This window comes from Streptomyces sp. NPDC048461 (assembly GCF_055587105.1).
Genome location: NZ_JBVJGW010000018.1, coordinates 140,058 through 166,226 on the forward strand (window position 1 = coordinate 140,058; position 26,169 = coordinate 166,226).

Below are 26,169 nucleotides of genomic sequence, written 5' to 3' on the forward strand. Positions count from 1 at the left end.
TCAGGCGGCGCCGGGGTCGGTGCGCGGGACGGTCACGGTCACCCGGAGCCCGTGCGGCGGGTTGTTCTCGTATGCGAGGGACCCGCCGCCCGCGGCGAGCAGGGCCCGGGAGATCGACAGGCCCAGGCCGGAGCCCTTGACGTTCTGGTGCCGTCCGCTGCGCCAGAAGCGGTCGCCGACGCGCAGCAGCTCCTCCTCGGTGAGGCCGGGCCCGCGGTCGGCGACGACCACGCGGACGGTCCGTGCGGCGGCCGCGACCGACACCTCGACCTCCTCTCCCGAGGGGGTGAACTTGAGGGCGTTGTCAATGACGGCGTCGAGCGCGCTGGACAGCGCGATGGGGTCGGCCCAGCCGGTGACGGCGCTGCGGCCGGTCACGGTGAGCCGTACGCCCTGCTCCTCGGCGTACGGGCGCCAGGACGCCGCCCGCTCGGCGACGAGCGCACCGATGTCGGTGAGGCTGATCTCCGCGGAGGCGTGCTCGGCGAGCGCCAGGTCGAGCAGGTCGTCCAGGACCTGCGTGAGGCGCTTGCCCTCGGTGCGCACGGAGGCGATCTCCTCGTTGCCCTCGGGCAGTTCCAGGGCGAGGAGCTCGATGCGCAGGAGCAGCGCGGCGAGCGGGTTGCGCAGCTGGTGGGAGGCGTCGGCGACGAACGCCCGCTGCTGCTCCAGCACCTCTTCGACGTTGTCGGCCATCTCGTTGAACGAGTGGGCCAGGCGCTGGAGTTCCGGCGGTCCGCCGGCGGCCGCGACCCGCGAGTTCATCCGTCCGGTGGCGATGCCGTGGGCGGCCGCGTCCAGGGTCTGGACGGGCTTGAGGACCCAGCTGGTCAGGCGCAGGGCGGCGCCGAAGGCGACGAGCATGGCGGCGGCCAGTCCGCCCGCGATGATCAGCCAGCCGCGCAGGATCCGGCCGCGCATCAGGTCGGTCGGCGATTCGGTGGCGACGACGGCCACGACGTCCCCGTCGAGGATGACCGGGGAGGCGACGAGCAGCTTTCCGTGCGCCTGCCAGGGCCACACCTGCGGGGGGTCGTGGCTGCGGCGCCCGGCGAGCGCCTCGACGAAGGCGGCCCGGCCCTTGCCCTTCTCCGGGAGCTCCCACCAGCCCGGAGCCCGGGCCATGGCGTTGTCGTCGCGGTAGAAGATGCCGACGCGGATGCCGTACAGCTCCTGGTAGCGGGCGAGCTCCAGCTGCAGGGTCGCGCGGCGCTCGTCGGCGCCGGTGGACCCGGAGCCCTCGGCGTCGACGACGAACTGGGCGAGGGCGGCGAAGCGGGCGCTGTCGTCGATCCGGTCGACCACCACCCGCTGCTGCTGGCCGGCGGCCAGGCTCACGGCCAGCGGGAACCCGAGGGCGAGCAGCATGCCCGCCATCAGGACGACGAGCAGCGGGAGCAGCCGGGCACGCACGTCGGGATCCCGCTAGGGGGCGGCCGGGGCGACGAGCCGGTAGCCCACCCCGCGGACGGTCTCGATGAGGGCGGGCATGCGCAGCTTGGAGCGCAGCGAGGCGACGTGCACCTCCAGGGTGCGGCCCGTGCCCTCCCAGCTGGTCCGCCAGACCTCGCTGATGATCTGTTCGCGGCGGAAGACGACCCCGGGCTGCTGGGCGAGCAGGGCCAGCAGGTCGAACTCCTTGCGGGTGAGCGGCACGTCGGCGCCGTCCACGCTGACCCGGCGGGTGGGCAGCTCGATGCTGACGGTGCCGAGCCGGACCACGGCGGGCGTGCCGGTGCCGGTGGCGGCGGCCTCCTCGGAGGCGCCGGCCCGCCGGGCGACGGCGTGGATGCGGGCGAGCAGCTCGCCGGTGTCGTACGGCTTGGTGACGTAGTCGTCGGCGCCCATGTTCAGCCCGTGGATGCGGGAGCGGACGTCGGCCCGGGCGGTCACCATGATGACGGGCGTGGCGGTGCGCTTGCGGATCTTGCCGCAGACCTCGTAGCCGTCCTGGTCGGGCAGGCCGAGGTCGAGGAGGACGACGCCGAAGGGCGGGGCTCCGGCGGGCAGCAGCGCCTGCAGGGCCTCCTCGCCGTTGCGGGCGTGGGTGACCCGGAAGCCGTGCCGGGCGAGGATCGCGGACAGGGCGGCGGCGACGTGGTCGTCGTCCTCGACGAGCAGCAGTCTCATGCCGTCCCCCTCTCCTCTTCTTGCTCTTCAGCTTCCGTACGCATGGCCACCCTGCATCCACGCCGATGCGGAGTCCCACGTCAAGGGGGTTCCGGTACGGCGCGCCTTCCGTTATGCACCCGGTACGCGCCCGGAGCGGCCGCGGGGGCGGCGCGCACGGAGCGTGTCCGGGCGAGGCCGGATCGTTATCCTCAATTCTCCCTCAGATGTGATGACGTTGTGCGCGCCACGTCACTACTGTCCTCCCAACCGAGGAGGACGGAGCAAGAAGCCGATGAGCGGAGTATCAGTGACCAAGGACGTGCAGGACGCGGCCGGTGCCGCGGACGACCTGGTCGTACTGAGCAACGTCAACAAGCACTTCGGCGCGCTGCACGTGCTTCAGGACATCGATCTGAGCATTGCCCGCGGTGAGGTCGTCGTCGTGATCGGTCCTTCGGGATCGGGCAAGTCCACGCTGTGCCGGACCATCAACCGTCTGGAGACCATCGACTCGGGCACCATCACGCTCGACGGGAGCCCGCTGCCCGCGGAGGGCAAGGCGCTGGCCCGGCTGCGCGCCGACGTCGGCATGGTCTTCCAGTCGTTCAACCTCTTCGCGCACAAGACGGTGCTGGAGAACGTCATGCTGGGCCAGCTCAAGGTCCGCAAGACGGACCAGAAGGTCGCCCGCGAGAAGGCCGTGGCCCTGCTGGACCGGGTGGGCGTCGGCTCGCAGGCCGACAAGTACCCGGCGCAGCTGTCCGGCGGTCAGCAGCAGCGCGTGGCGATCGCCCGCGCGCTGGCGATGGACCCGAAGGTGATGCTGTTCGACGAGCCGACCTCGGCTCTCGACCCGGAGATGATCAACGAGGTGCTGGAGGTCATGCAGCAGCTCGCCCGGGAGGGGATGACGATGGTCGTCGTCACGCACGAGATGGGCTTCGCCCGCTCCGCGGCGAACCGCGTCGTCTTCATGGCCGACGGCAAGATCGTCGAAGAGGCCGCGCCCGAGCAGTTCTTCAGCAACCCGCGCAGTGACCGGGCCAAGGACTTCCTGTCGAAGATCCTGCACCACTGAGGTTCGGGTCTGGTAGTGATCCGGTGACGGGCCGCAGCCCGACCGGTCCCTGCCCCCTGCGCACGTGCCCGTAAAGCGTCGCTCGTCGTTCAACAACGTCTCATCCGAGGGAAGTTCACCATGAAGATCTCCAAGGTTGCCGCGACCGCGGCCATCGCCGTCGCTCTCGCCCTGACCGCGACCGCCTGTGGCGGCAGCGCCAAGGACGCCGCGAGTGACGGCGGTGCGTCCGGTGGCACCGCCAAGGACAAGCTCGTCGTCGGCATCAAGTTCGACCAGCCCGGCCTGGGCCTGAAGACCCCGGACGGCAAGTTCACGGGCTTCGACGTCGACGTCGCGACGTACGTGGCCAAGGAGCTCGGCTACCAGCCGGACCAGATCGAGTTCAAGCAGGCCGTCAGCGCCGAGCGCGAGAACCTGATCGGCAACGGCGACGTGAAGTTCATCGTCGCGACCTACTCGATCAACGACAAGCGCAAGGAGAAGGTCGACTTCGCCGGCCCGTACTTCCTCGCGCACCAGGACCTGCTGGTCCGCGCCGACGACACCTCGATCACCAAGGCCGAGGACCTGAACAAGAAGAAGCTCTGCTCGGTCACCGGTTCGACCTCGGCGCAGAACGTCAAGACCAAGCTGGCCCCCGAGGCCGACCTGCTGGAGCAGGGTGGCTACTCCGAGTGCCTCACCGGCCTGGAGAACAAGGCCGTCGACGCGCTGACCACGGACAACTCGATCCTGGCGGGCTACGCGGCGCAGGAGAAGAACAAGGGCAAGTTCAAGCTGGCCGGGCTGAGCCTGAGCAACGAGAACTACGGCATCGGTCTGAAGAAGGGCGACAAGGAGCTCCAGACCAAGATCAACGCCGCGCTCAAGAAGATGGTCTCGGACGGCAGCTGGCAGAAGGCCGTGGACACCAACCTCGGTCCGGCCAACTTCAAGAGCGAGCCTGCCCCGCAGATCACCGAAGGCAGCTGATTCATCGGTGAGGAGCGTCGCCGCCCGCCTGCCGCGGGCGGCGGCGCACCTCACCGGCCATCCTGGGGAGAGCGCAGGGCATCGTGTTCGATTTTCTTGATTCCGGGCAGTACGACGTGCTCGGAGCCTTCTGGGTGACGGTTCAGCTCACCCTCTACTCGGCGGCCGGATCCCTGGTCTGGGGCACCGCCCTGGCCGGGATGCGGGTCAGCCCGGTCCCGCTGCTGCGGAGCTTCGGCACCGCGTACGTCAACCTGGTGCGCAACACCCCGTTGACCTTGCTGATCATCGCCTGCTCGCTGGGACTCAACCAGACCCTCGGCATCGCTCTGGGCGGCAGCACGTTCAAGGAGATCGGCTTCCGGCTGGCGGTCCTCGGACTGACTGCCTACACCGGCACCTTCGTCTGCGAGGCGCTGCGTTCCGGCATCAACACCGTGCCCGTCGGCCAGGCCGAGGCGGCCCGCGCGCTGGGGCTGAGCTTCTTCCAGGTGCTCACCCTGATCGTGCTCCCCCAGGCCTTCCGGGCGGTCATCGCACCGCTCGCCAACGTACTGATCGCGCTCACCAAGAACACCACGGTGGCCGCGACCATCGGCGTGGCCGAGGCGGCCCTGCTGATGAAGGAAATGCTCGAGAACGAGGCGCAGGCGGTCTTCGCGGTCTTCGCGGTCTTCGCCCTCGGTTTCGTCCTGCTGACCCTGCCCACCGGTCTTCTGCTGGGCTGGGTCGCCAAGCGAGTGGCGGTGAAGCGATGAGTTCCGTGCTGTACGACACCCCCGGCCCCAAGGCCAAGGTGCGCAACTGGATCTACAGCGGGATCTTCGTCGTGCTGTTCGGGCTCGTCCTGTGGTGGGCGCTGTCCCTCATGGGCGAGAAGGGCCAGCTCGACGCCGACAAGTGGACGCCGTTCGTCACCGACAGCCGGGTCTGGACCACGTACCTGCTCCCCGGCCTGGTGGAGACCCTCAAGGCCGGCGCGCTCTCCATGGTGATCGCCCTCCCGCTGGGTGCGCTGCTGGGCATCGGCCGGCTGTCGGACCACGCGTGGGTGCGGGGGCCGGTCGGGGCGTGGGTGGAGTTCTTCCGCGCCATCCCGGTCCTGATGCTGATGCTGTTCGGCAGCGCGCTGATGGCGCCGCAGTTCCTGGACGTCCCGTCCGACACCCGGCCCTTCTGGGCCGTGGTCACGGGCCTGGTCCTCTACAACTCGGCCGTCATCGGCGAGATCGTCCGGGCGGGTGTGCTCTCGCTGCCCAGCGGCCAGACCGACGCCGCCAAGGCGATCGGCATGCGCAAGGGCCAGACGATGTTCTACGTGCTGATCCCGCAGGCCGTGACGGCGATGCTGCCGGCCCTGGTCAGCCAGCTCGTGGTGATCCTCAAGGACACCGCGCTCGGCGGCGCGCTGCTGGGCTTCGCGGAACTGCTCTCCACGAACCGGCAGATCTCGGCCAACTACAGCAACACCATCGCGACGCTCGTCGTGATCGCCCTGATCTACATCGTGGTGAACTTCGGCCTCACCAGCTTTGCCTCCTGGCTGGAGCGCCGGCTGCGGAAGTCGAAGAAGGGCACCGGCGCCGTGGTCGGCGCGGCCGATGTCGACGACATGGCCACCGGCGGGGTCTGACCCCCTCCCCGGTCCGGACCCCCCGGTGGGTCTGACGTACGGTCAGTCATAGTGCGCAGCCCGCGTGGTGCGGCGGAACCCTTCCGCCGCACCACGCGGCGTTGACGCGACCGGTGTCACTTGACGCAGGCACCTCCAGTGGGTTGCATACCTTCTGTGATCACATACCGGACATCGGGAGCCGCGCCATGGACCCGGTGATCGTCGTCGGCGCGGGGCCCGTCGGACTGTCCCTGTCCCTCGCCCTGGCCGGCCAGGGCGTACCCACCGTCGTGCTCGACGAGGGGCCCGGCAAGGAGGAGCCCCGGCCTGCCCGTACGGTCGTACTGCACTCCGACACCGCGGCCATGGTGAACCGGCTGGGCTGCACGACCCTGCGCGACGAAGGGGCGTACTTCGCCGCCTGGCGCACCGTACGGCGTCGGCAGTCCGCCCAGCGCAGCACCTTCGACGACGGCCCGGCCCCCCTGCACCTGCCGCAGCACGCCCTGACCCGCGGACTGCGCGACGCCGCCTCCGCGCACCCGCTCGTCCAGCTGGTCACCGACAGCCGCCTCGACTCCGTGGAGCAGGACGGCCGCGGGGTCACCGCCCACACCCGGGGCTCCGAGACCACGTGGTGGCGGGGGAGCTTCCTGGTCGGCTGCGACGGCGCCCGCTCGACCGTGCGCAAGCTGCTCGGCATCCGCTTCCCGGGCCGGACCGCCGTGGAACGCCACGCGGTGGCCGCCCTGCGCACCGAACTCCCCTGGCCGGGCGAGGCATTGCTGCACCGCAATCCGCCGTCCGGGCCCGACGAGGCCACCGCCCGGCCGCTGCCCGACGGGGTGTGGCGGCTGGACTGGCTGCTGCCGCCGCGCGGCGACCTGGTGACCCCCGACGCGCTGGTCCACCTCGTGCGCGACACCCTGGCGGTGTGGTGCGGGGGTACGACTCCGCCGTACGACCTGATCGACACCGGGGTCCACACGCTGCACCACCGGCTCGCCCGGCGCTGGCGCGAGGGCCGCGCCTTCCTCGCGGGGGACGCGGCGCACCTGCTGGGCGCCCTCGGCACCCAGGGCGTCGAGGAGGGGCTCCGGGACGCCGAGAACCTGGCGTGGAAGCTGTCCCTGGCCTGGCACCAGGGGGCCTCCGAGGCCCTGCTCGACTCGTACGAGGCCGAGCGGCGCACCGCCGTCGCCTCCCGGCTGCGCGCCGCGGACCAGGCGATGCCGGTGCTGCGGTCCGGCGGCGGCCTGCGCACGTACCTGCCCGGGGCGGCCCGTTCCGCCGAGTCCCTGCTCGCCGACGGCCACCTCGGGCGCGGCCCGCTGGGCGCGGAGCCCGCGTACGCCCCGCCCGTGGCCGTACGCGAGGTGCCGACGGCCACGGAACCGGGCGGACCGGTGGCGAACGTGGCGGTGACCGCGACCGACGGCTCGACCGTGCCGCTGCGCGACCTGCTGGGCGGCCGGCTGCTGGTGGTCCTGGTCGCCCCGGGCACGGGGGTCTGGGACCGCCGCCACTGGCTCGGCGCCGGGCTGATGCCGCGGCTCGCGGCCGCGGTGGGCGCCCTGCCCGTCCGGACCGACCTGCTCGTCGCCGACAGCTACCCGGGGGCCCCGGCGCACACCGTGCTCCTCGTACGGCCCGACGGACACCTGGCGGCGACCTTCGCGGGGGTCCGCCCGGCGGAGTTGTACGAGGCGGCGGACGCCGTCCGGGCCGGAGCCCCGGACCCTGCGCCGCTGCCGGCCCCCTCGACGACGCCCACGGTGGTGGTCGACTGACGGCCGCCCCTGGTCGGCGGCCGTGCTCGACCGGGACTCGAACCGTGATCGATTGACCCTCCCGCGGACTCGTGGTTCACTCGCGAACATGACCGGCAACGACGTACGCCTGTGGCGGAGGGTCCATATGGACCTGCTCCGCTACGCGGGCTGCGTGTGTCGCCCTTCCTGCTGATTCGCCTCTCCTCCGCGCGCCCCGTGCCGTCACCGGCCCGCGCGCACCTCCGCGAACCCCAGGAACGGTCCCCTTCATGTCTGCACCCACGCACGCCCCCGCTCCGGCATCCGTCCCCGTCCCCGCTCCGGGTCTCGTGCCGGCGCCGGCCGCCGCACCGGCACCGGCTGCGCCTCCCGGCCCGACGGCGCCTTCGGGCCCGACGGCGCGCGAGCTCCTCGACTTCGCCCTGAACACCGCGGCCGACCCCGACGTCGTCGCGTCGCTGCCGCTGGACCCGCAGGGCCGCACCTGGATCCGGCTGGACGGGCCCGCCGGCAGCGAGGCGTGGCTGATCGGCTGGCCGCCGGGCACCGGCACCGGCTGGCACGACCACGCGCAGTCGCGGGGCGCGTTCGCCACCGCCCGGGGCCGGCTCACCGAGAACTCGCTGGCCGTACGCCTGCCCTCGGAGGGCTGGAAGTCCCTGGAGCTCGCCCCCGATGTGGACCGCCTGCGCCACCTGGACGCGGGATCCGGCCGGGCCTTCGTCGAGCACCACGTCCACGAGGTGCTGAACGAGTCCACGGAGGAGCACGCGATCTCGGTCCACGCCTACTACCCGCCGCTGCCGCTGATCCGGCGCTACAGCCGCACCGGACCGGTCCTCAGCCTGGAGCACGTCGAGCGTCCGGCGGACTGGCAGTGAGCGCCCCGGTCGGCATCGACGAGCTGCTGGAACGGATCCGCGCGGGCTACACCCGGGTCGGCCCGGAGGAGGCCGCCGCAGCCTCCCGGTCCGGGGCCGTGCTGGTGGACATCCGCTACCAGGCCCTGCGCGAGCGGGACGGCCTGATCCCGGGCGCGCTGGTGATCGAGCGCAACGAACTGGAATGGCGACTGGACCCGCGGGGCAGCCACCGCGTCCCCGAGGCCACCGGCCACGACCTCCAGGTGGTGGTGATCTGCAACGAGGGCTACGCCTCCAGCCTCGCGGCGGCGTCGCTCCACGCCCTGGGCCTGCACCGCGCCACGGACCTGACCGGCGGCTTCCAGGCCTGGAAGTCGGCGGGGCTGCCGGTCGTCCCCTCCTGACGCGCTCCGGGGTGCGCTCCGCCGTGTGCCCCGCCGCGGTCCGGCGCGGGCGCGGTCGCCGCTCCGGGCGCTCCCCCGGTCACTCTCCCGGGTAGCCCAGCCCGTCGGCGTCCTCGCCCTCCGCCTCCAGCGCGCGGCGCACCACCCGCAGGGCCATGCCCTCCGGGTACCCCTTGCGGGCGAGCATGCCGGCGAGGCGCCGGATGCGCTTGTCCCGCTCCAGGCCCCGGGTGGCGCGGAGCTTGCGCTCCACGAGCTCCCGGGCGGTCTCCTCCTCCTGGTCGGAGTCCAGCTGTTCCAGCGCCTCCTGCACGAGGGTGGTGTGCACCCCCTTGGTGCGGAGCTCCTGTGCCAGCGCGCGACGGGCGAGGCCCCGGCCGCGGTGCCGGGACTCGACCCAGGCTCCGGCGAAGGCGGCGTCGTCGATCAGGCCCACCTCCTCATACCGGGAGAGGACCTGTTCCGACACCTCCTCGGGGATGCCCCGCTTCGCCAAGGCGTCCGCGAGCTGCCGCCGGGTGCGCGGCATCCCGGTGAGCAGGCGCAGACAGATCGCCCGCGCCTGCTCCTCGGGGCTCTGGGGCGGCAGTTCCGGGCGGTCTTCACGGCCGCGCCGGCGCTCGCCGCCCCTCTCCTGCTCCCGCACGGGTCAGCTCTTGGCCACGGCGGCCTTGGCCGTCGTCTTGGCCTTCGATGCGGGGGCGGGTACGGCGGCGGCAGCCGCGGCGTCGGCCGTGTCCGCACCGGCGGCGGCCTCGGGAGCGGCGGCGGCGTCGGTCTTGCGGATGCCCACGCCGAGCTTCTCCTTGATCTTCCGCTCGATCTCGTCGGACAGGGCGGGGTTGTCGCAGAGGAACTTCCGCGCGTTCTCCTTGCCCTGGCCGAGCTGGTCGCCCTCGTACGTGTACCAGGCGCCGGCCTTGCGCACGAAGCCGTGCTCCACGCCCATGTCGATCAGGCCGCCCTCGCGGCTGATGCCGTGGCCGTAGAGGATGTCGAACTCGGCCTGCTTGAACGGCGGCGCGACCTTGTTCTTGACGACCTTGACGCGGGTGCGGTTGCCGACCGCGTCCGTGCCGTCCTTCAGGGTCTCGATGCGGCGGATGTCGAGGCGCACCGAGGCGTAGAACTTCAGCGCGCGGCCACCGGTGGTGGTCTCGGGCGAGCCGAACATCACGCCGATCTTCTCGCGGAGCTGGTTGATGAAGATCGCGGTGGTCTTGGACTGGTTGAGCGCACCGGTGATCTTCCGGAGCGCCTGGCTCATCAGGCGGGCCTGGAGACCCACGTGGGAGTCGCCCATCTCGCCCTCGATCTCCGCGCGCGGCACGAGGGCCGCCACGGAGTCGATGACGATCAGGTCGAGGGCACCGGAGCGGACCAGCATGTCCACGATCTCCAGCGCCTGCTCGCCGGTGTCCGGCTGGGACAGGATGAGGTTGTCGGTGTCCACGCCGAGGGCCTTGGCGTACTCGGGGTCGAGCGCGTGCTCGGCGTCCACGAAGGCGACGGTGCCGCCGGCCTTCTGCGCATTGGCCACGGCGTGCAGGGTCAGGGTCGTCTTACCGGAGGACTCCGGTCCGTAGACCTCGATCACGCGGCCGCGGGGCAGCCCGCCGACGCCGAGCGCGATGTCCAGCGCCGTCGACCCGGTGGGGATGACCTCGATGGGGTCGTTCGGCTTGTCGCCGAGGCGCATGACCGCGCCCTTGCCGAATTGCCGTTCAATCTGTGCGAGCGCGGCGTCGAGAGCCTTCTCGCGGTCGGTGCCTGCCATGGGTTCCACCCGATTTGCTTGAGTCGATCGCTTCACGCCTTTGACGCTAATGCCTGCCACTGACAACGCGCCTCCACCACCGTTCCGGCTGTGGACAACCAATCAGAATGGATGTTCGATTTCCCTGTCAAGCGCGCCACGCCCGACCCGGCCGAACCGTCCCGCGCCCGGCGCTGCGCGGGGCCGGAACCGCGTGTCCGCCCCCGCGGCGACCTGCGGTAACGCCGTGGACGGCCTGCCCCCGGCTCACGTATGTTCCGTCGGTGCATCTCCGTGAGTTCGTGAGGCGCGCGTCCGTTCCGTACCCGTGGGGGGTCTTCCATCATGTCCGCATCCGGCGATCTGCGGCCCCGTCCCTTCCTGCCGTCCCCGGCGGCAGGGCCCTCGCGGGCGCTCGCCGCCGGAGTCGTGTCGGTGCTCGCCGCCGCCGCTCTGGCCGCCCTCTTCGCGCTCTACACCGACATCCGGCTGTACGCCCTCCTCGAAGGCGACGGGGGCTTCACCTACGCCGCGCAGGACGACCTGGACCGGGCCGAGGCGCTCTTCGGAACGGCGGGCCGGCTCCAGGGCTTCACCTTCGGGCTCTGCGCGCTCCTCTTCGTCGGCTGGTTCCACTCGATGCGCCGCGCCGCCGGGGCGCTCGCTCCGGAGGCGTTCCGCAGGGGGCCCGGCTGGGCCGTCGGGTCCTGGTTCATCCCGGTGGCGAGCTTCTGGCTGCCGTACCGGATCGCGGTCGAGATGTGGGGCGCCCTCGGCCGCGGCGTCCGGAGCGGCGGCGCGGCGTCCGGAGCGGCAGCGGCCCTCTGGCCGGTGAACCTGTGGTGGGGCCTGTTCGTCGCCGAGCTCGTGTACGGCCGGTACGCCGTCGGGCGCTACCGGAAGGCCGAAGGCCTCCTGGAGATCCGCGACGCCGCCCTGCAGGTGATGGCGGCCGACGTCCTCCAGGCCGCCGCCGCCGGGGCCGCCGTGTACGTCGTCGTCCGCCTGACCGCGATGCGGGAGCGGGGCGCCGGGACGACCGCGTAGCGACGGCGGCGGACGGCAGACGGACGGCCGGCGGACGGGGGGAGCGGCGGGGCGGTGCCTGCGGCCGGCGCTACCGCGCGGGCGCGCCCTGTCCGGCGGCCGCGGCCGGCTCCGGCGTCCCGCTCCCCTCCCCCTCCGGGCGGCCCTTCCCCGGCAGCAGGAAGGTGATCGCGAGGAAGGCCGCGAGCAGGCAGGCCTGGGCGACGAGCGCGTGCCGGAAGCCCTCCGTGAAGTCGCCCTGCGCGGCCCGGTCGAAGAACAGCGAGCCGAAGACGGCCACGCCGATCGAGCCGCCGATCGACTGGACCGCCGACAGGACCCCGGACGCGGACCCGATCTCCTCGTCGTCGACGGCGGCCAGGATGAAGCTGAACAGCGCCGCGATGACCATGCCGGAGCCGACGCCGGCCACCGCGACGCCCGGGGCGACGTCCCAGATCGAGAAGGTCTCCACGCGCCCCAGCTCGTACCAGAGCAGCGCCGACCCCCCGAGCTGCACCAGCGGGCCGAGCTGGAGCACCGCCCGCCCGATCCGGTCCGCGAGGAACGCTCCGCTGACGGCGCCGCCGACCGCGGTGCCGAGGGCGAGCGGCAGGTTGCCGAGGCCGGCCTCGCCGGCGGTGAACTGCCGGCCGATCTGGAGGTACAGGGTCAGCACGAGCTGGGTACCGACGAGACCGGCGAAGAACAGGGCGATCCCCCCGAGCCCCACGGTGAAGGCGGGTTTGCGCAGCAGCCCCGGGGTGATCAGGGGCATGCGCCCGGCGGCCGCCGTGCTCCGCTGCCGCAGGGCGAACAGCCCGAACGCGAGCACCGAGCCGGCCATGGACAGCCAGGTCCACAGCGGCCACCCGGCCTCCTGCCCCTGGTTGAGCGGGAGGACCAGCAGGGCGCAGGCGGCCACCACGAGGGCGGCGCCGACCCCGTCCACGGACACCGCGCGGTCGCCGGGCTTCTTCGGCACGACCTTGGCGGCGACGGCCATCGCCGCGATGCCGATCGGGAGGTTGATCAGGAAGACCGTCCGCCAGCCGAGGCCGAAGAGGTCGGCGGAGATCAGTCCGCCGCCCAGGACCGGTCCGATGATGCCGCCGAGCCCGAGCACAGGGCCGAAGATCCCGAAGACCTTGGTGAGTTCGGCCCCGGAGAAGTTCTCGCGCAGCAGTCCCAGCCCCTGCGGGAGCAGCACGGCGCCGGCGGTGCCCTGGAGCAGGCGGAAGCCGATCAGCGTCTCGATGTCCGGCGCCAGCGCGCACAGCAGCGAGGCGGCGGTGAAGGTGCCGAGGCCGATCAGGAACATGCGGCGGCGTCCGTACCGGTCGCCGAGGCGGCCGCCCAGCACCAGCCCGGCGCCGAGCGTGAGCGCGTACCCGCCGATGACCCACTGCAGGCCGACGGCCGACGCCCCCAGGGACTCCTCCAGCGCGGGCCCGGCGACGTTGACGATCGATGCGTCCAGCAGGTCCATGACCTCGGCGACGAGCATCACGGCCAGGATCAGCCACCTCCACCGGTAGGGCTGCTCTTCCATTTTACCTCAGATCATTGATTACCAATATTCTTAGCAATATTCAGAGTATCGTCGGCCCCATGGATGTCAACGCCGCGGCCCCGCACGCAGACGAGGACACGAGCGGCGGCGCGAACGCGGACGCGCTCCGCACCCAGCTGCGCCACCTGACCCTGCGCCAGCAGCGCTTCGAGCGGTACCTGGGCCGCCGCCTGCACGCGGACCCGGCCGGCCTCGCGGTCATGGACCACCTCGTGAACGTCGGCCCGGCCTCCCCCACGGACCTCGCGCGCGGACTGGACACCTCCACCGCCGCCATGACGCTCGTCATCGACCGACTGGTCGCCGGCGGCCACGCCACCCGGGAGCCGCACCCCACCGACCGCCGCAGGGTGGTCGTCACGCCCGCGGCGGACTGGGAGTCGACGGCCTGGGAGTACGTCTCACCGCTGGTCCGGGGCATCACGGACGCGGCCGACGCCCTGACGCCCGGGGACCGGGCGACCGTGACGGCCTTCCTGCAGCGCGTCATCGGGGCCTACGACGAGGCGACGCGCCCCTGACGGGACACCGCGGCCACGGCGCCCGTCAGTGACAACCCAGGGTTGACACCCGCTCGACTGTCAACCTACGGTTGCCTCTATGACGAACCCTTCCGTGGAACCCGTTCGCATGACCAACCCGGTACGCCTCGACGACCTGATCGAGGCCATCAAGAAGGTCCACACCGACACCCTGGAGCAGCTCAGCGGCGCCGTCGTCGCCGCCGAGGCACTCGGAGACGTGGCGGACCACCTCATCGGCCACTTCGTCGACCAGGCCCGCCGCTCCGGCGCCTCCTGGACCGACATCGGCCGCAGCATGGGCGTCACCCGCCAGGCCGCCCAGAAGCGCTTCGTCCCCAAGGCCGACAAGGAGGGCGAGGCGGCGATCGACCCCAGCCAGGGCTTCGGCCGCTTCACGCCCCGCGCCCGCAACGTCGTCGTGACCGCGCAGAACGAGGCGCGCGCCGCCGGCAACACCGAGATCCGCACCGAGCACCTCGTCCTCGGCCTGCTGGCGGAGCCCGAGGGCCTCGCCGCGCACGCGCTCGCCGCCCAGGGGGTCGTGGCCGAGGACCTGCGCGCCGCCGCGGTCGCCGCCCTGCCCCCGGCCGAGGCCGAGGTCCCCGACCTGGTGCCCTTCGACGCCTCCGCCAAGAAGGCACTGGAGCTCACCTTCCGCGAGGCCCTGCGGCTGGGCCACCCCTACATCGGCACCGAGCACGTCCTGCTCGCCCTCCTGGAGCTGGAGAACGGCTCGGGCGTGCTCAGCGGGCTCGGCGCGGACAAGGCCGGGGTCGAAGCCTGGGTCAGCGACGCCCTGGCATCCGTACTCGGTTCCACGGACGGGACGCCGCAGTAGAGGCGTGCGCGTCCTCCGTCAGCGCGTACCGCTTCACGTACGCGCCGAGGAACGCCTGCAGCGTGGCGATGGCCGGGATCGCGATCAGCGCCCCGACCGCGCCCAGCAGGGCGGTGCCCGCGATCACCGAGCCGAACGCCACCGCCGGGTGGATGTCCACGGTCTTCGAGGTCAGCTTCGGCTGGAGGACGTAGTTCTCGAACTGCTGGTAGACCACCACGAACCCGAGGACGTACAGCGCGTACCAGGGGTTGACCGTGAAGGCGATCAGCATCGGCAGCGCGCCCGCGAGGTAGGTGCCGATGGTGGGGATGAACTGGGAGACCAGCCCCACCCACACCGCGAGCGCGGGCGCGTACGGCACGCCGAGGACGGCCAGCAGGATGTAGTGCGCCACGCCTGAGATCAGCGCCATCAGCCCGCGCGAGTAGAGGTAGCCGCCGGTCTTGGCGACGGCGATCTCCCAGGCGCGCAGCACCTCGGCCTGCTTCGCGGGCGGCAGTACGGAGCACAGCGCGCGCCGCAGGCGCGGTCCGTCGGCGGCGAAGTAGAAGGAGAACAGCCCGATCGTCAGCAGCTTGAAGAGCCCGCCGAGCACGGTGGCGGACACGTCGAGCACGCCGCTGGCGCTGTTCTGCACGTACTTCTGAAGCCAGTCGGAGTGCAGCATGCTGTCCTGGATGTCCAGGCGGGACAGGTCGGTGTGGAAGGTCGCGTTGATCGAGTCGATGACCGAGTCGAGGTAGTTCGGGAAGCCCTCGACCATCGCGACGATCTGCCCGGCGAGCATCGAGCCGAGCAGGGCGAGGAAGCCCGCGGTGAAGACGAACACCGCGAGGAACACCAGGAAGGTGGCGAATCCGCGCCGCATGCCGCGGGCCGCCATCCTGGCCACCGCGGGCTCGATCGCGAGCGCGAGGAAGAACGCGATCAGGATGTTGACCAGCAGACCGATCAGCTGGTGGAAGGCCCAGCTGCCGAGCTGGAAGCAGGCGACGAGGGCCAGTACGAGGATCACCGCGCGCGGCAGCCAGCGCGGCATCCGCTCGCCCGCACCCGCCGGGTGGCCGCCCCGGGGCGGTCCGCCGGGCGCGGCCGGGTCCGCCGGCCGCGGCGGCTGCCCGGGCGTCTCGGGCGCCCCGCCCGTCACGGGCACCCCGGCAGCGGAGTGCGGGGCGTCTGCGGGCTGGTCGGTCGTCTCATCAGTGGGTGCCACGCGGCCAAGTCTGGCCCACCGGCCGCCCATCCGGCGAAGCCGCCTCCCGCCGCCCGGCGCCGGCGCTCCCGCCCGTCCGGGGTCAGCGCATCGAGGCGGGCACGTCCATCGCGGAACACACCGCGCGCCACACGTCCTTGGCCTCCCAGCCCGCGTCCAGCGCCTGGTGGACGGTGCGTCCGCCCAGCTCCGTCATGACGTGGTCCCGTGCGAAGGAGTCCGCGTAGCCCGCACCGAAGTGCTCCGCCATCCGCTCCCAGAAAATCGTCAACCGCATGCGTCCAGTATCCCGCCCCGGAGAGTGCACCCGTCCCGTTCGTCCCCCTCCGGCGCACCGCCGCGCCCTACGTTTCTCGCATGTCTGGAGACCAAGCTCCCCCGCCGGCCCCGACCGTCCCGACCCAGGACCGGTTGGCCCGCGCCGAGCAGTTCATCTGGCTCACGGCCCGGGTGCTGGAACAGCGCCGGTTCGCGTTCCACTTCCTCGGCGCGGACGCCGACCCGGTGGACACCGCCCTCGGCGCCTACCTGGGCGGGGACGGCGGCTACGGGCACGCGCTCGATCCGGATCTGCGCGGCCCGGTCAGCCAGCCCCTGCACACCGCGCACGCGCTGCGCGTCCTGGACGGCCTGGGCCGCTGTTCCGGGCAGCGCATCGAGCGGCTCTGCGGCCACCTGACCCGGGTCTCCACCCCGGACGGCGCCCTTCCGGCGGTCGTCCCGGACCCCCGCGGCCACCTCGCGGCCCCGTACCGCCCGGCCCCCGGCGACCCCCCGGGCGAGCTGCTGGCCACGGGCCCGGTCGTGGGCCTGCTGCACCGCAACCGGATCTGGCAGGCCTGGCTGTTCCGGGCCACGGACTTCTGCTGGGACCGCGTCGAGAACCTGCGCCACCCGCATCCGTACGAGGTCCGGAGCGCGGTGGCCTTCCTCGACGGCGTCCCCGACCGGGCGCGCGCCGCCGCGGCCGCGGACCGGCTGGGGCGCCTGGTGCGCGAGCGGCGGCTGGTGGTGCTCGACCCCGGGCGGCACGGCGCGCACCCGCCCGCCCCGGGCGGCGCGCCGGACGAGCCGCTGTTCCCGCACGACGTCGCGCGGGAGCCCGGCTCGCTGGCCCGCGGCTGGTTCACCGACGAGGAGGTGCGCCGCTCGCTCGACTTCCTGGCCGCGCGGCAGCAGCCGGACGGCGGCTGGCCGGTGCACCGCCGGGAGCGGGCTCCCGGCAGCTCGCTGGAGCGGCGGCCCATCGCCACCCTGGAGGCGCTGCTCACCCTGCGGGCGTACGGGCGCCTGCCGGACGGGGCCGCTACCAGCCCAGCGCCCGGACCCCCGCGGTGACCAGCACGGCCGCGGCGACGACCACGAGGAACGGCGCCCGCAGCACCAGCGCCAGCCCGGCGGCGGCGAGCCCGGCGGCGCGGGCGTCGAGGACGAGCTCGTGGCCGGTGCTGAAGGTCTGCTGGGCGGTGAGCGCGGCCAGCAGCGCGACCGGCAGCAGGGCGGACAGGCGGCTGACCAGCGGCCGCTCCAGCGCCGCGGCGGGTACGAGCAGCCCGGCGAGCTTGACGGCGTAGCAGCCGACGACGGTGAGCCCGATGGCGATCCAGACGTTCACGAGCGGCGACCCTTCATCCACAGCACCACGGGAGCGGCGAGCGCCGCGATCAGCACGGGGACCCCGGCGGGCAGCACGGGCAGGAAGGCCAGCCCGAGGACCAGCGCCAGAGCCGCGACGGCCCGCTCGGTGGACGTCCTCAGCATCGGCGCGAGCAGCGCCAGGAACACGGCGGGACCGGCCGCGTCCAGCCCCCAGGCCCTGGTGTCACCGATGGCCTCGGCGCCCAGGGCGCCCAGCAGCGTGGTGAGGTTCCACAGCACGTAGAGGGTGAGCCCGGTGACGGTGAAGCCGAGCCGGGCCGTCTTCCGGTCGGGCTGGGCCAGCGCCACGGCGGTGGTCTCGTCGATGACCCAGTGCGCGGCGAGCGGCCGTACGGGCCGGGGGAACGCCAGCAGCTGGGACAGCCGCAGGCCGTAGAAGGCGTTGCGGGTGCCGAGGAAGAACGCGCCGGCGGCCGCGGTGAACGGGTTGCCGCCCGCGGCCAGCGCCCCGACCAGGGCGAACTGCGAGGCCCCGGTGAAGACGAGCAGGCTGAGCACGCAGGCCTGGAGCGTGCTGATCCCCGCCCCCGCCGCGGTCACCCCGAAGGCGAACCCGGACAGCCCGACGGCCACCCCGACCCCGAGCGCGTCCCGGACGACCGCGCCCCGCGGCTTGTCGGCGGCCCCGCCGGGGGCCTCTGATATCACCATCTGATGTTCTCCCACGCCCCGAAGGTACGCAGGGCCCGGCGGTCCGGTCTTGTACGTTCTTGCGCGCCCCCGACCCGCGCCCCCGACCCGCGCCCCCGACCCGCGCCCCCGACCCGCGGTTCCGGTTCCGGCTGCGGATCCGGCCCGGGCATCCGGTCAACGGCCCGGGTCAGTGGCCCCGGCCCGCGGCCCGGCCCGTCCGGTACGCGCCGGGCGGCACCCCCACGATCCGGGTGAAGTGCCGGTTCAGGTGCGGCTGGTCGGTGAACCCGACGGCGACCGCCGCCTCCGCCGGCGGGGTCCCCGCGTCCAGCAGTCCGCGCACCCGCCGGACCCTGGCGTCGGTCAGCCAGGTGTGCGGCGGCATTCCGTACCGGTCCCGGAAGGCCCTCAGCAGGGCGAACGGACTGGTCCCCAGCCCGGCGGCGAGCTGCTCCAGCGAGGGCGGGTCCGCCATCCGCTCCTCCAGCACGGCCCGCGCGGCCGCCGCGTCGGCGGCGCCGGCGCCGCGCACCGCGCGCGGCGGGAGCGGGCCCGCGTGCCGGCCGAGCATCCGCGCCACCACGCCCCGCAGCAGGGTGTCGGCGGCCAGCGCGTTCCCCGCCTCGGCGGCCCGGTGGACGTCCGCGATCGCCCGGGACGCGTCCGGGTCGGTGACCATGTCGGCGGTGAAGCCGGGGGTTCCGCGCAGCGTCCCGATCTCGGCCGCGACCTCGCCGATCAGCGCGCGGGAGGGGTAGAGCGTCGCGTACGCCCATCCCTCGGGCACCCCGGCCCGCGCGGCGTGCGCGACCTCGGGGTTGATCAGCACCACGCTCCCCGGCCCGGCCCGCAGGGTGCCGCCCGGCAGACCGATCTCCTCGACACCGCCGGTGACCGCCGCGATGACGTACCCGTCGTGAGTGTGCCGCGGGAAGGTGTGGCGGACGTAGCGGGCGCGCAGCAGGTCCAGCCCGGGCAGCTCCGGGTACCGCCAGTGCCGGGCCCACTCCCGGTGGTCCTCGTCCGTCCCCATCCCCCCATTCTGCGCCTCGCCGCGGACCCTCGTTTCCCCAGGTCCGGACCGTTGTCGGTGCCGGGGTGCAGGATGGGGGGATGGTCGGCTCCGCGCTCGCATCGTTCTCCCCCGCGACCCGCTCCTGGTTCACGGGGGCCTTCGCCCTGCCCACCTCGGCCCAGGAGGGTGCGTGGCGGGCGATCGGCGAGGGCTCGGACGTCCTCGTCGTGGCGCCCACCGGCTCGGGCAAGACGCTGGCAGCCTTCCTCGCCGCCCTCGACCAGCTCGCCTCGACGCCGCCGCCGGCCGAGCCGAAGATGCGCTGCCGGGTGCTGTACGTCTCGCCGCTGAAGGCGCTGGCGGTGGACGTCGAGCGCAACCTGCGCAGCCCGCTGACCGGCATCCGCCAGGAGTCGGTCCGGCTCGGGCTGCCCGAGCCGGAGATCCGCGTCGGGATCCGCTCGGGGGACACCCCGCCCGCCGAGCGGCGCTCCCTGGCCACCCGCCCGCCGGACATCCTCATCACCACGCCCGAGTCGCTGTTCCTGATGCTGACCTCGGCCGCCCGGGACGCCCTCGCCGGCATCGAGACGGTGATCCTGGACGAGGTGCACGCCGTCGCCGGCACCAAGCGCGGCGCGCACCTCGCCCTGTCGCTGGAGCGGCTGGACGAACTGCTGCCGCGCCCCGCGCGCCGCATCGGTCTCTCCGCGACGGTCCGCCCGGTGGACGAGGTGGCCCGCTACCTGGCGCCGCGGGGCAAGGTGGAGATCGTCCAGCCGCCGTCCACGAAGGAGTTCGACCTGTCGGTCGTCGTGCCGGTGCAGGACATGGGCGAGCTGGGCGGCTCCCCGGCCACCGAGGGGCGCGAGGGCGGGGACAAGCCGTCCATCTGGCCCCACGTGGAGGAGCGGATCGCCGACCTCGTGCAGGCCCACCGCTCGACCATCGTGTTCGCCAACTCCCGCAGGCTCGCCGAGCGGCTCTGCAACCGGCTCAACGAGATCGCGTACGAGCGCGCCATGGGCGAGAAGCTCCCCGAGGGCTCGCCCCCCGCCGAGATCATGGCCCAGTCGGGCGCCGCCCACGGCGCGCCGCCGCTGCTGGCCCGCGCGCACCACGGGTCGGTGTCCAAGGAGCAGCGGGCCCTCGTCGAGGAGGACCTGAAGGCGGGCCGGCTGCCCGCCGTCGTGGCCACCTCCAGCCTGGAGCTCGGCATCGACATGGGCGCCGTGGACCTGGTGGTGCAGGTGGAGTCCCCGCCCTCGGTGGCCTCCGGGCTGCAGCGCGTGGGCCGGGCCGGCCACCAGGTGGGCGCGGTGTCCACCGGGGTCGTCTTCCCCAAGTACCGGGGCGACCTCGTGCAGGCGGCCGTGGTCACCGAGCGGATGCGCACCGGGTCGATCGAATCCCTGCGCATCCCCTCCAACCCGCTCGACGTCCTCGCGCAGCAGCTGGTCGCGATGACCTCGATGGACACCTGGCAGGTGGACGAGCTCATCGCGCTCGTGCGGCGGGCGGCGCCGTTCGCCGCGCTGCCCGAGTCGGCGTTCACCGCGGTACTGGACATGCTGGCGGGCCGCTACCCGTCGGACGCGTTCGCCGAGCTGCGGCCGCGCGTGGTGTGGGACCGGGTGGCCGGGACGGTCACCGGGCGGCCCGGGGCCCAGCGCCTCGCGGTCACCTCGGGCGGCACCATCCCGGACCGCGGCCTCTTCGGCGTCTTCCTCGCGGGGTCGGACCCGAAGAAGGGCGGCGGGCGGGTCGGCGAACTGGACGAGGAGATGGTGTACGAGTCCCGCGTCGGGGACGTGTTCACCCTGGGCACCACGTCCTGGCGGATCGAGGACATCACCCGCGACCGGGTCCTCGTCACCCCGGCCCCCGGGGTGCCGGGCCGGCTGCCGTTCTGGAAGGGCGACCAGCTGGGCCGCCCGCTGGAACTGGGGCGCGCGGTCGGCGCGTTCCTGCGCGAACTGGGCGCCCTCTCCGCCGAGGACGCCCGGCTGCGGCTGCTGGCGGCCGGTCTGGACGACTGGGCCGCGGAGAACCTCCAGGCGTACCTCGCGGAGCAGCGCGAGGCCTGCGGCCACGTGCCGGACGACCGCACCATCCTCGTGGAGCGCTTCCGCGACGAGCTGGGCGACTGGCGGGTCGTCGTCCACTCCCCCTTCGGGGCGCAGGTGCACGCCCCGTGGGCGCTGGCGCTCGGCGCCCGCCTCGCCGAGAAGTACGGCATGGACGCCCAGGTCATGCACGCCGACGACGGCATCGTGCTGCGGCTGCCGGACGCCGACCTGCTGTCCATGGACCTCCTGGACCACGACCCGGCGGGCGCGCCCGCCTTCGAGTTCGACGACGAGCAGGCCCCGCTGGGCGCGGCCGACGTCGTCTTCGAGCGGGGCGACGTCAACCGGATCGTCACCGACCAGGTCGGCGGCTCGGCCCTGTTCGCCTCCCGCTTCCGCGAGTGCGCGGCCCGCGCCCTGCTGCTGCCGCGGCGCAGCCCCGGCAAGCGCACCCCCCTGTGGCAGCAGCGCCAGCGCGCGTCCCAGCTGCTCCAGGTCGCCTCCGAGTTCGGCTCGTTCCCGATCGTGCTGGAAGCCGTACGGGAATGCCTCCAGGACGTCTTCGACGTGCCCGGCCTGACCGAGCTGATGGGCGACATCGAGGCCCGCCGCGTCCGCCTCGTCGAGGTCACCACCCCGGAGCCCTCGCCGTTCGCCCGCTCGCTCCTCTTCGGCTACGTGGCGCAGTTCCTGTACGAGGGCGACTCGCCGCTGGCCGAGCGCCGGGCGGCCGCGCTGTCGCTGGACTCGCGCCTGCTCGCCGAGCTCCTGGGCCAGGCCGAGCTGCGCGAGCTGCTCGACGCGCAGGTGCTGGAGGAGCTGGAGCGGGAGCTCCAGTGGCTCACCGAGGACCGCCGGGCGAAGGACGCCGAGTCGGTGGCCGACCTGCTGCGCCTGCTGGGCCCGCTCACCGGCGCCGAGCTGGCCGAGCGCGGCGCGGATCCGGCCTGGGCCGCCGACCTGTCCGCGGCCCGGCGCGCGATCTCCGTCCGGATCGGCGGACAGGACCACTGGGCGGCCGTCGAGGACGCGGGCCGGCTGCGGGACGCGCTGGGCACGGCGCTCCCCGTCGGGGTCCCGGAAGCGTTCACGGAGCCGGTCAAGGACCCCCTCGGGGACCTCCTCGCCCGGTACGCCCGCACCCACGGCCCGTTCACGACCGCCGCCGCGGCCGCGCGCTTCGGCCTGGGCGCGGCGGTCACCGAGGGCGCGCTGCACCGGCTCGCGGCGGCGGGCCGGGCGGTCCAGGGCGAGTTCCACCCGGCGGGCATCGGCCAGGAGTGGTGCGACGCGACGGTGCTGCGCCGGCTGCGCCGCCGGTCGCTGGCGGCGCTCCGCCAGGAGCTCGAACCGGTCCCGCCGACCTCGCTGGCCACCTTCCTCCCGCAGTGGCAGCACGTGGGCGGCGCCCTGCGCGGCATCGACGGCCTGGCCCGGGCGGTGGAGCAGCTCCAGGGCGCCCCGGTGCCGGCGTCCGCGCTGGAGCGCCTGGTCCTGCCCTCCCGGGTCGCGGGCTACTCCCCCGCCCTGCTGGACGACCTGACCACGGCCGGAGAGGTCGTCTGGGCGGGCGCCGGGGCCCTCCCGGGCAAGGACGGCTGGGTCTCGCTGTACCTGGCGGACGCGGCCCCCCTGCTCCTGCCCCCGCCGCACCCGCTGGAGACCGGCCCGCTCCACCAGGCGGTCCTGGACTCGCTCGCCGGGGGGTACGGACTGTTCTTCCGCCAGATCACCGACTCCGTACGGGCGGTCCACCCCGAGGCGTCGGACCTGGCGCTGTCCGAGGCGCTGTGGGACCTGGCCTGGTCGGGCCGGCTCACGAACGACACCCTGGCCCCGCTGCGTTCCCTGCTGGGCTCGGGGCGCACGGCGGGCGCGACGGCCCACCGGGCCCGGCGGACGGTCCCCCGCGGCCGCTACGGCACCCTGAGCGCCACCGTGTCCCGTACCGGCCCGCCGACCGTGTCGGGCCGCTGGTCCCTCCTGCCCGTCCCGGCCGCCGACCCCACCCACCGCGCCCACGCCCTGGCCCGTACGCTGCTGGACCGCCACGGCGTGGTCACCCGCGGAGCGGTGGCGGCGGAGGGCGTGGAGGGCGGCTTCAGCGCGGTCTACCGCATCCTGTCGGCCTTCGAGGACAGCGGCCAGGCCCGCCGGGGGTACGTGGTGGAGGGCCTGGGGGCCGCGCAGTTCGCGATGGACGGCGCGGTGGACCGGCTCCGGGCCGCCGAGCGCAACCCTCCGCCGCTGGCGGCGGTGGTCCTGGCCGCGGCCGACCCGGCGAACGCGTACGGCGCGGCCCTGCCCTGGCCGGAGCCCCCGGAGGGGGCCACCCACAAGCCCGGCCGCAAGGCGGGCTCGCTGGTGGTGCTGGTCGACGGCGAACTCACCCTGTACCTGGAGCGCGGCGGCAAGACCCTCCTGGCCTGGCCCCCGCCGGAGGACCCCCGCCTCACGGCGGCGGTCGGGGCCCTGGCCGACGCCGCCCGCGCGGGAACCGTCCCGGCCCTGACGGTGGAGCGCGTCAACGCGGCCGCCTCGCTGACGTCCCCGTACGGCCCGCCCCTGGAAGCCTCCGGCTTCCACGCCACCCCCCGAGGCCTGCGCCTGCGCACCTGACGCCACCGGGGGACCCGCCACGGACAGCCGGCGCACCGGCAGCCCCGGCTCGGCTGCTCCGGCTCCGCTACGCCGCGGTCAACAGGCCGACGGCAACCGGCGCAGCGGTCCGCCCCGCGGCGGTCCCCGGCACGGCCGGCGCGGCGGTTGCCGACCCTGGACACGACCGCCCGACCGGGGTCGCCCGGACCCTGCCCTCCCGTCCGGCACGGGACCCCGCACGAGGCCCGGCGCCGCGCGACAATGTCCGCATGCCCGAAGGAGACAGCGTCCACCGCGCCGCCGCCCGCCTCCACGCGGCCCTCGCGGGCCGTCCCCTCACCCGGAGCGACCTCCGCGTCCCCCGTTTCGCCACCGCCGACCTCACCGGCCGCACCACGCTCGACGTCACGCCCCGGGGCAAGCACCTCCTCGCGCGGTTCGAAGGCGGCCTCACCCTCCACAGCCACCTCCGCATGGACGGCGCCTGGCACGTGTTCCCCGTCGGAGCCCGCTGGCGCGGCGGCCCCGACTACGAGGTCCGGGCGGTCCTCGGCACCGCCGAGCACACCGCCGTCGGGTACCGCCTCCCCGTTCTGGAGCTGATCCGGACCGCCGACGAGGAGCAGGCCGTCGGCCACCTCGGCCCCGACCTCCTCGGCCCGGACTGGGACCCGGCCCGGGCGGCGGCGAACCTCCTCGCGGCCCCCGACCGCCCGCTCGGCGAGGCCCTCCTCGACCAGCGCAACCTCGCCGGGATCGGCAACATCTACAAGTCCGAGCTCTGCTTCCTGGCCCGGACGACCCCCTGGACCCCCGTCGGAGCCCTCCCCGACCCCCCGGCGACCCTCCCCCGCATCGCCGCCGCCGCCCAGCGCCTCCTCGCCGCCAACATCGGCGACCGGTCCGGCGGCCGCCGCAACACCACGGGCATCGGCCGCCCCGGCCCCGACCTCTTCGTGTACGGCCGTGCCCGGCGCCCCTGCCTGCGCTGCCGCACCCCCGTCAGGGAAGCCGAGCAGGACGGCCGCCCCACGTACTGGTGCCCCAGCTGTCAGGCCGGACCCACCCCCTAGTTGACGCTCCGTCAGATTGGGTCGTACGGTCCCGGCATGCCCACACCCACACCCACACCCACACCCACGCCCCCGCCCACACCCACGCCCCCGCCCGCAGCCACGCCGCCCGCCCCCCACGACCTCACCGGCCGCACCGCCCTGATCACCGGCGCCGCCGGCGGCATCGGCCGCGCCACCGCCCTCGCCCTCGCCGGGGCGGGCGCGCACGTGCACTGCGCCGACCGCGACGAGCCCGGCCTCGCCGAGACGGCCGCCCTCGTCGCCAAGGCCGGCGGCGCCGCCACCGTCCACGCCCTCGACGTCACCGACCGGGCCGCGCTCCGGGCCGCCGTCGCCGCGGCGGGCCCCCTCGACATCGCCGCCGCGATAGCCGGGATCATGCACACCAGCAGCGTGCTGGAGACGACCGACGAGGACCTCGACCGGATCCTGGACGTCAACTTCAAGGGCGTCCTGCGCACCTGCCAGGAGGCGGCCCGCGCCATGATCGCCGCGGGCCGCCCCGGCTCGATCGTCACCATGGCCTCCGGCGCCGTGGACGCCGCGCAGTCCGGCCTGCTCTGCTACAGCGCCTCCAAGGCCGCGGTCGTCCAGCTGACCAGGACCCTCGCCACCGAGGCCGGCCCGCACGGCATCCGGGTCAACGCCGTCGCCCCCGGCTGGATCCGCACGCCGATGACCGGCCGCCACAGCCCCGAGGTCCAGGAGCAGACCGAGGCGATGATGATCCGGATGTCCCCGCTGCGCCGGGTCGGCGAGCCCGAGGACATCGCCCAGGCCGTCCTCTACCTGGTCTCCGACGCCTCGTCCTTCATGACGGGCCAGATTCTTCGCCCGAACGGCGGAGTCGCGATGCCCTGGTAGCGGCTCCCCCGCCGCCCCCGGCGATCCGCGCCTCGCCTACGCCGGCCACACCGTGCACCCCGGTCACGTCCACCGCGGCCGCCGCAGCGGCCCCCGCGGCCCGCCGGGCCTTCCGTACCGGGCCCGGCACGCAGTGCACCGGCAGGAGCCCCAGCCCCCACCCGCCCACGGCCACGGCGCCCTCCACGGGCCCCGCCTCGGCGGGTGCGAAGACGAGGCGCAGCACGGCCCACCACCACAGCACGCCCACCGTCAGCGCGAGGGCCTGAGCGACGGATATGCGCAGCGACCGCCGCACGGCTACCTCCCAGGGGCCGGGACCCGGACGCCCCATCCTCCCGCACCCCCCTCGCCCCCGCACCCAGAACGGCACGGAGCCCCCGGCCGGGGGGGGCGCCCCCCCCCCGCGGGCCGCGCCACACAAAAACCCAACGCAACAGACCCACCGAGGCGCGCCTAACCGCCCCAGCACCCGCCGCCCTTGGACTCCCCCCCCCGCC

At 74.0% G+C, this 26,169-nt stretch carries 25 protein-coding genes; 15 read left to right on the plus strand and 10 right to left on the minus strand.

Features of this window, described 5'->3' with window-relative positions; all coding sequences use genetic code 11:
- Entirely contained in the window at positions 1–1,413 is a 1,413-nt protein-coding gene (locus ACZ6S8_RS27605) for a sensor histidine kinase (RefSeq protein ID WP_469460095.1), read from the minus strand.
- Positions 1,414–1,425: 12 nt separating this feature from the next.
- Positions 1,426–2,130, minus strand: coding sequence for a response regulator transcription factor (locus ACZ6S8_RS27610; RefSeq protein WP_267726784.1), 705 nt, complete (start codon positions 2,128–2,130; stop codon positions 1,426–1,428).
- Between the two features lie 274 nt (positions 2,131–2,404).
- Between ACZ6S8_RS27610 and ACZ6S8_RS27615 the strand changes: the two genes are divergently transcribed.
- From ACZ6S8_RS27615 to ACZ6S8_RS27650, 8 genes are all read left to right on the plus strand, one after another.
- A complete protein-coding gene (locus tag ACZ6S8_RS27615; RefSeq protein ID WP_469460096.1) occupies positions 2,405–3,190 on the plus strand; it encodes an amino acid ABC transporter ATP-binding protein in 786 nt (261 codons plus the stop codon).
- A gap of 120 nt (positions 3,191–3,310) precedes the next feature.
- Positions 3,311–4,165 (plus strand): glutamate ABC transporter substrate-binding protein, encoded by an 855-nt coding sequence (locus ACZ6S8_RS27620; RefSeq protein WP_469460097.1) that lies wholly within the window; start codon positions 3,311–3,313, stop codon positions 4,163–4,165.
- Between the two features lie 83 nt (positions 4,166–4,248).
- Positions 4,249–4,923 (plus strand): amino acid ABC transporter permease, encoded by a 675-nt coding sequence (locus ACZ6S8_RS27625; RefSeq protein WP_469460098.1) that lies wholly within the window; start codon positions 4,249–4,251, stop codon positions 4,921–4,923.
- Positions 4,920–5,798, plus strand: a complete 879-nt coding sequence (locus ACZ6S8_RS27630; protein WP_469460099.1) for an amino acid ABC transporter permease — start codon at positions 4,920–4,922, stop codon at positions 5,796–5,798. The genes ACZ6S8_RS27625 and ACZ6S8_RS27630 overlap by 4 nt, the downstream gene beginning before the upstream one ends.
- Positions 5,799–5,986: 188 nt before the next feature.
- Entirely contained in the window at positions 5,987–7,570 is a 1,584-nt protein-coding gene (locus tag ACZ6S8_RS27635; RefSeq protein ID WP_469460100.1) for an FAD-dependent oxidoreductase, read from the plus strand.
- A 127-nt stretch (positions 7,571–7,697) separates the two neighbouring features.
- Positions 7,698–7,745, plus strand: coding sequence for a hypothetical protein (locus ACZ6S8_RS27640; protein WP_311314449.1), 48 nt, complete (start codon positions 7,698–7,700; stop codon positions 7,743–7,745).
- Positions 7,746–7,821: 76 nt separating this feature from the next.
- Positions 7,822–8,433 (plus strand): cupin domain-containing protein, encoded by a 612-nt coding sequence (locus ACZ6S8_RS27645; protein WP_469460101.1) that lies wholly within the window; start codon positions 7,822–7,824, stop codon positions 8,431–8,433.
- Positions 8,430–8,819: a rhodanese-like domain-containing protein gene (locus tag ACZ6S8_RS27650; RefSeq protein WP_469460102.1), complete on the plus strand. Its 390-nt coding sequence runs from the start codon at positions 8,430–8,432 to the stop codon at positions 8,817–8,819. Before ACZ6S8_RS27645 ends, ACZ6S8_RS27650 begins: the two co-directional genes overlap by 4 nt.
- Positions 8,820–8,898: 79 nt before the next feature.
- Here ACZ6S8_RS27650 and recX read toward each other — a convergent pair whose 3' ends face one another.
- Together recX and recA are read right to left on the minus strand one after the other, a co-directional pair.
- Positions 8,899–9,465 (minus strand): recombination regulator RecX, encoded by a 567-nt coding sequence (gene recX / locus ACZ6S8_RS27655; RefSeq protein WP_469460103.1) that lies wholly within the window; start codon positions 9,463–9,465, stop codon positions 8,899–8,901.
- A 3-nt stretch (positions 9,466–9,468) separates the two neighbouring features.
- The gene (recA, locus tag ACZ6S8_RS27660; RefSeq protein ID WP_469460104.1) at positions 9,469–10,596 is read right to left on the minus strand and encodes a recombinase RecA; all 1,128 of its coding nucleotides are present in this window, start codon (positions 10,594–10,596) and stop codon (positions 9,469–9,471) included.
- A 324-nt stretch (positions 10,597–10,920) separates the two neighbouring features.
- Here recA and ACZ6S8_RS27665 point away from each other — a divergent pair, with 324 nt between their 5' ends.
- Complete coding sequence (locus tag ACZ6S8_RS27665) at positions 10,921–11,622, plus strand: DUF4328 domain-containing protein (protein WP_469460105.1); 702 nt, start codon at positions 10,921–10,923, stop codon at positions 11,620–11,622.
- A gap of 70 nt (positions 11,623–11,692) precedes the next feature.
- On the opposite strand, the gene ACZ6S8_RS27670 is transcribed toward ACZ6S8_RS27665, so the two are convergent.
- Positions 11,693–13,153 carry an MFS transporter gene (locus ACZ6S8_RS27670; RefSeq protein ID WP_469460106.1) on the minus strand — a complete coding sequence of 487 codons (1,461 nt, stop codon included), beginning with the start codon at positions 13,151–13,153 and terminating at the stop codon, positions 11,693–11,695.
- Between the two features lie 59 nt (positions 13,154–13,212).
- Here ACZ6S8_RS27670 and ACZ6S8_RS27675 point away from each other — a divergent pair, with 59 nt between their 5' ends.
- Both ACZ6S8_RS27675 and ACZ6S8_RS27680 read left to right on the plus strand, forming a co-directional pair.
- Positions 13,213–13,695: a MarR family winged helix-turn-helix transcriptional regulator gene (locus ACZ6S8_RS27675; RefSeq protein ID WP_469460107.1), complete on the plus strand. Its 483-nt coding sequence runs from the start codon at positions 13,213–13,215 to the stop codon at positions 13,693–13,695.
- Between the two features lie 79 nt (positions 13,696–13,774).
- Positions 13,775–14,536, plus strand: coding sequence for a Clp protease N-terminal domain-containing protein (locus ACZ6S8_RS27680; protein WP_469460108.1), 762 nt, complete (start codon positions 13,775–13,777; stop codon positions 14,534–14,536).
- Here ACZ6S8_RS27680 and ACZ6S8_RS27685 read toward each other — a convergent pair.
- Together ACZ6S8_RS27685 and ACZ6S8_RS27690 are read right to left on the minus strand one after the other, a co-directional pair.
- The gene (locus ACZ6S8_RS27685) at positions 14,484–15,578 is read right to left on the minus strand and encodes an AI-2E family transporter (RefSeq protein WP_469460126.1); all 1,095 of its coding nucleotides are present in this window, start codon (positions 15,576–15,578) and stop codon (positions 14,484–14,486) included. The genes ACZ6S8_RS27680 and ACZ6S8_RS27685 overlap by 53 nt on opposite strands.
- Before the next feature lie 256 nt (positions 15,579–15,834).
- Positions 15,835–16,029, minus strand: coding sequence for a DUF3046 domain-containing protein (locus tag ACZ6S8_RS27690; protein ID WP_267726798.1), 195 nt, complete (start codon positions 16,027–16,029; stop codon positions 15,835–15,837).
- Between the two features lie 80 nt (positions 16,030–16,109).
- Here ACZ6S8_RS27690 and ACZ6S8_RS27695 point away from each other — a divergent pair, with 80 nt between their 5' ends.
- The gene (locus ACZ6S8_RS27695) at positions 16,110–17,090 is read left to right on the plus strand and encodes a hypothetical protein (protein ID WP_469460109.1); all 981 of its coding nucleotides are present in this window, start codon (positions 16,110–16,112) and stop codon (positions 17,088–17,090) included.
- Here the strand turns inward: ACZ6S8_RS27695 and ACZ6S8_RS27700 are convergent.
- The 3 genes from ACZ6S8_RS27700 to ACZ6S8_RS27710 all read right to left on the minus strand — a co-directional run bounded on the left by ACZ6S8_RS27700 (position 17,059) and on the right by ACZ6S8_RS27710 (position 19,077).
- The gene (locus ACZ6S8_RS27700) at positions 17,059–17,367 is read right to left on the minus strand and encodes an AzlD domain-containing protein (protein WP_267726801.1); all 309 of its coding nucleotides are present in this window, start codon (positions 17,365–17,367) and stop codon (positions 17,059–17,061) included. The genes ACZ6S8_RS27695 and ACZ6S8_RS27700 overlap by 32 nt on opposite strands.
- On the minus strand, positions 17,364–18,062 hold the full coding sequence (locus ACZ6S8_RS27705; protein WP_469460127.1) for an AzlC family ABC transporter permease: 699 nt from the start codon (positions 18,060–18,062) through the stop codon (positions 17,364–17,366). Before ACZ6S8_RS27705 ends, ACZ6S8_RS27700 begins: the two co-directional genes overlap by 4 nt.
- Before the next feature lie 169 nt (positions 18,063–18,231).
- Positions 18,232–19,077: an AraC family transcriptional regulator gene (locus ACZ6S8_RS27710; RefSeq protein WP_469460110.1), complete on the minus strand. Its 846-nt coding sequence runs from the start codon at positions 19,075–19,077 to the stop codon at positions 18,232–18,234.
- Between the two features lie 80 nt (positions 19,078–19,157).
- Between ACZ6S8_RS27710 and ACZ6S8_RS27715 the strand changes: the two genes are divergently transcribed.
- The 3 genes from ACZ6S8_RS27715 to ACZ6S8_RS27725 all read left to right on the plus strand — a co-directional run bounded on the left by ACZ6S8_RS27715 (position 19,158) and on the right by ACZ6S8_RS27725 (position 25,669).
- Positions 19,158–23,747 (plus strand): ATP-dependent helicase, encoded by a 4,590-nt coding sequence (locus tag ACZ6S8_RS27715; protein WP_469460111.1) that lies wholly within the window; start codon positions 19,158–19,160, stop codon positions 23,745–23,747.
- A 251-nt stretch (positions 23,748–23,998) separates the two neighbouring features.
- Entirely contained in the window at positions 23,999–24,802 is an 804-nt protein-coding gene (locus ACZ6S8_RS27720; protein WP_469460112.1) for a DNA-formamidopyrimidine glycosylase family protein, read from the plus strand.
- 36 nt (positions 24,803–24,838) lie between these two features.
- Positions 24,839–25,669, plus strand: a complete 831-nt coding sequence (locus ACZ6S8_RS27725; RefSeq protein ID WP_469460113.1) for an SDR family NAD(P)-dependent oxidoreductase — start codon at positions 24,839–24,841, stop codon at positions 25,667–25,669.
- Positions 25,670–26,169: the final 500 nt, after the last annotated feature.

Coding starts and splice junctions, on each gene's coding strand:
- ACZ6S8_RS27610 (WP_267726784.1), bottom strand. CDS start 2,130: ATGAGACTGCTGCTCGTCGAGGACGACGACCACGTCGCCGCCGCCCTG.
- ACZ6S8_RS27615 (WP_469460096.1), top strand. CDS start 2,405: ATGAGCGGAGTATCAGTGACCAAGGACGTGCAGGACGCGGCCGGTGCC.
- ACZ6S8_RS27620 (WP_469460097.1), top strand. CDS start 3,311: ATGAAGATCTCCAAGGTTGCCGCGACCGCGGCCATCGCCGTCGCTCTC.
- ACZ6S8_RS27630 (WP_469460099.1), top strand. CDS start 4,920: ATGAGTTCCGTGCTGTACGACACCCCCGGCCCCAAGGCCAAGGTGCGC.
- ACZ6S8_RS27635 (WP_469460100.1), top strand. CDS start 5,987: ATGGACCCGGTGATCGTCGTCGGCGCGGGGCCCGTCGGACTGTCCCTG.
- ACZ6S8_RS27645 (WP_469460101.1), top strand. CDS start 7,822: ATGTCTGCACCCACGCACGCCCCCGCTCCGGCATCCGTCCCCGTCCCC.
- recA (WP_469460104.1), bottom strand. CDS start 10,596: ATGGCAGGCACCGACCGCGAGAAGGCTCTCGACGCCGCGCTCGCACAG.
- ACZ6S8_RS27665 (WP_469460105.1), top strand. CDS start 10,921: ATGTCCGCATCCGGCGATCTGCGGCCCCGTCCCTTCCTGCCGTCCCCG.
- ACZ6S8_RS27670 (WP_469460106.1), bottom strand. CDS start 13,153: ATGGAAGAGCAGCCCTACCGGTGGAGGTGGCTGATCCTGGCCGTGATG.
- ACZ6S8_RS27675 (WP_469460107.1), top strand. CDS start 13,213: ATGGATGTCAACGCCGCGGCCCCGCACGCAGACGAGGACACGAGCGGC.
- ACZ6S8_RS27680 (WP_469460108.1), top strand. CDS start 13,775: ATGACGAACCCTTCCGTGGAACCCGTTCGCATGACCAACCCGGTACGC.
- ACZ6S8_RS27685 (WP_469460126.1), bottom strand. CDS start 15,578: ATGCCGCGCTGGCTGCCGCGCGCGGTGATCCTCGTACTGGCCCTCGTC.
- ACZ6S8_RS27690 (WP_267726798.1), bottom strand. CDS start 16,029: ATGCGGTTGACGATTTTCTGGGAGCGGATGGCGGAGCACTTCGGTGCG.
- ACZ6S8_RS27695 (WP_469460109.1), top strand. CDS start 16,110: ATGTCTGGAGACCAAGCTCCCCCGCCGGCCCCGACCGTCCCGACCCAG.
- ACZ6S8_RS27705 (WP_469460127.1), bottom strand. CDS start 18,062: ATGGTGATATCAGAGGCCCCCGGCGGGGCCGCCGACAAGCCGCGGGGC.
- ACZ6S8_RS27710 (WP_469460110.1), bottom strand. CDS start 19,077: ATGGGGACGGACGAGGACCACCGGGAGTGGGCCCGGCACTGGCGGTAC.
- ACZ6S8_RS27715 (WP_469460111.1), top strand. CDS start 19,158: ATGGTCGGCTCCGCGCTCGCATCGTTCTCCCCCGCGACCCGCTCCTGG.
- ACZ6S8_RS27720 (WP_469460112.1), top strand. CDS start 23,999: ATGCCCGAAGGAGACAGCGTCCACCGCGCCGCCGCCCGCCTCCACGCG.
- ACZ6S8_RS27725 (WP_469460113.1), top strand. CDS start 24,839: ATGCCCACACCCACACCCACACCCACACCCACGCCCCCGCCCACACCC.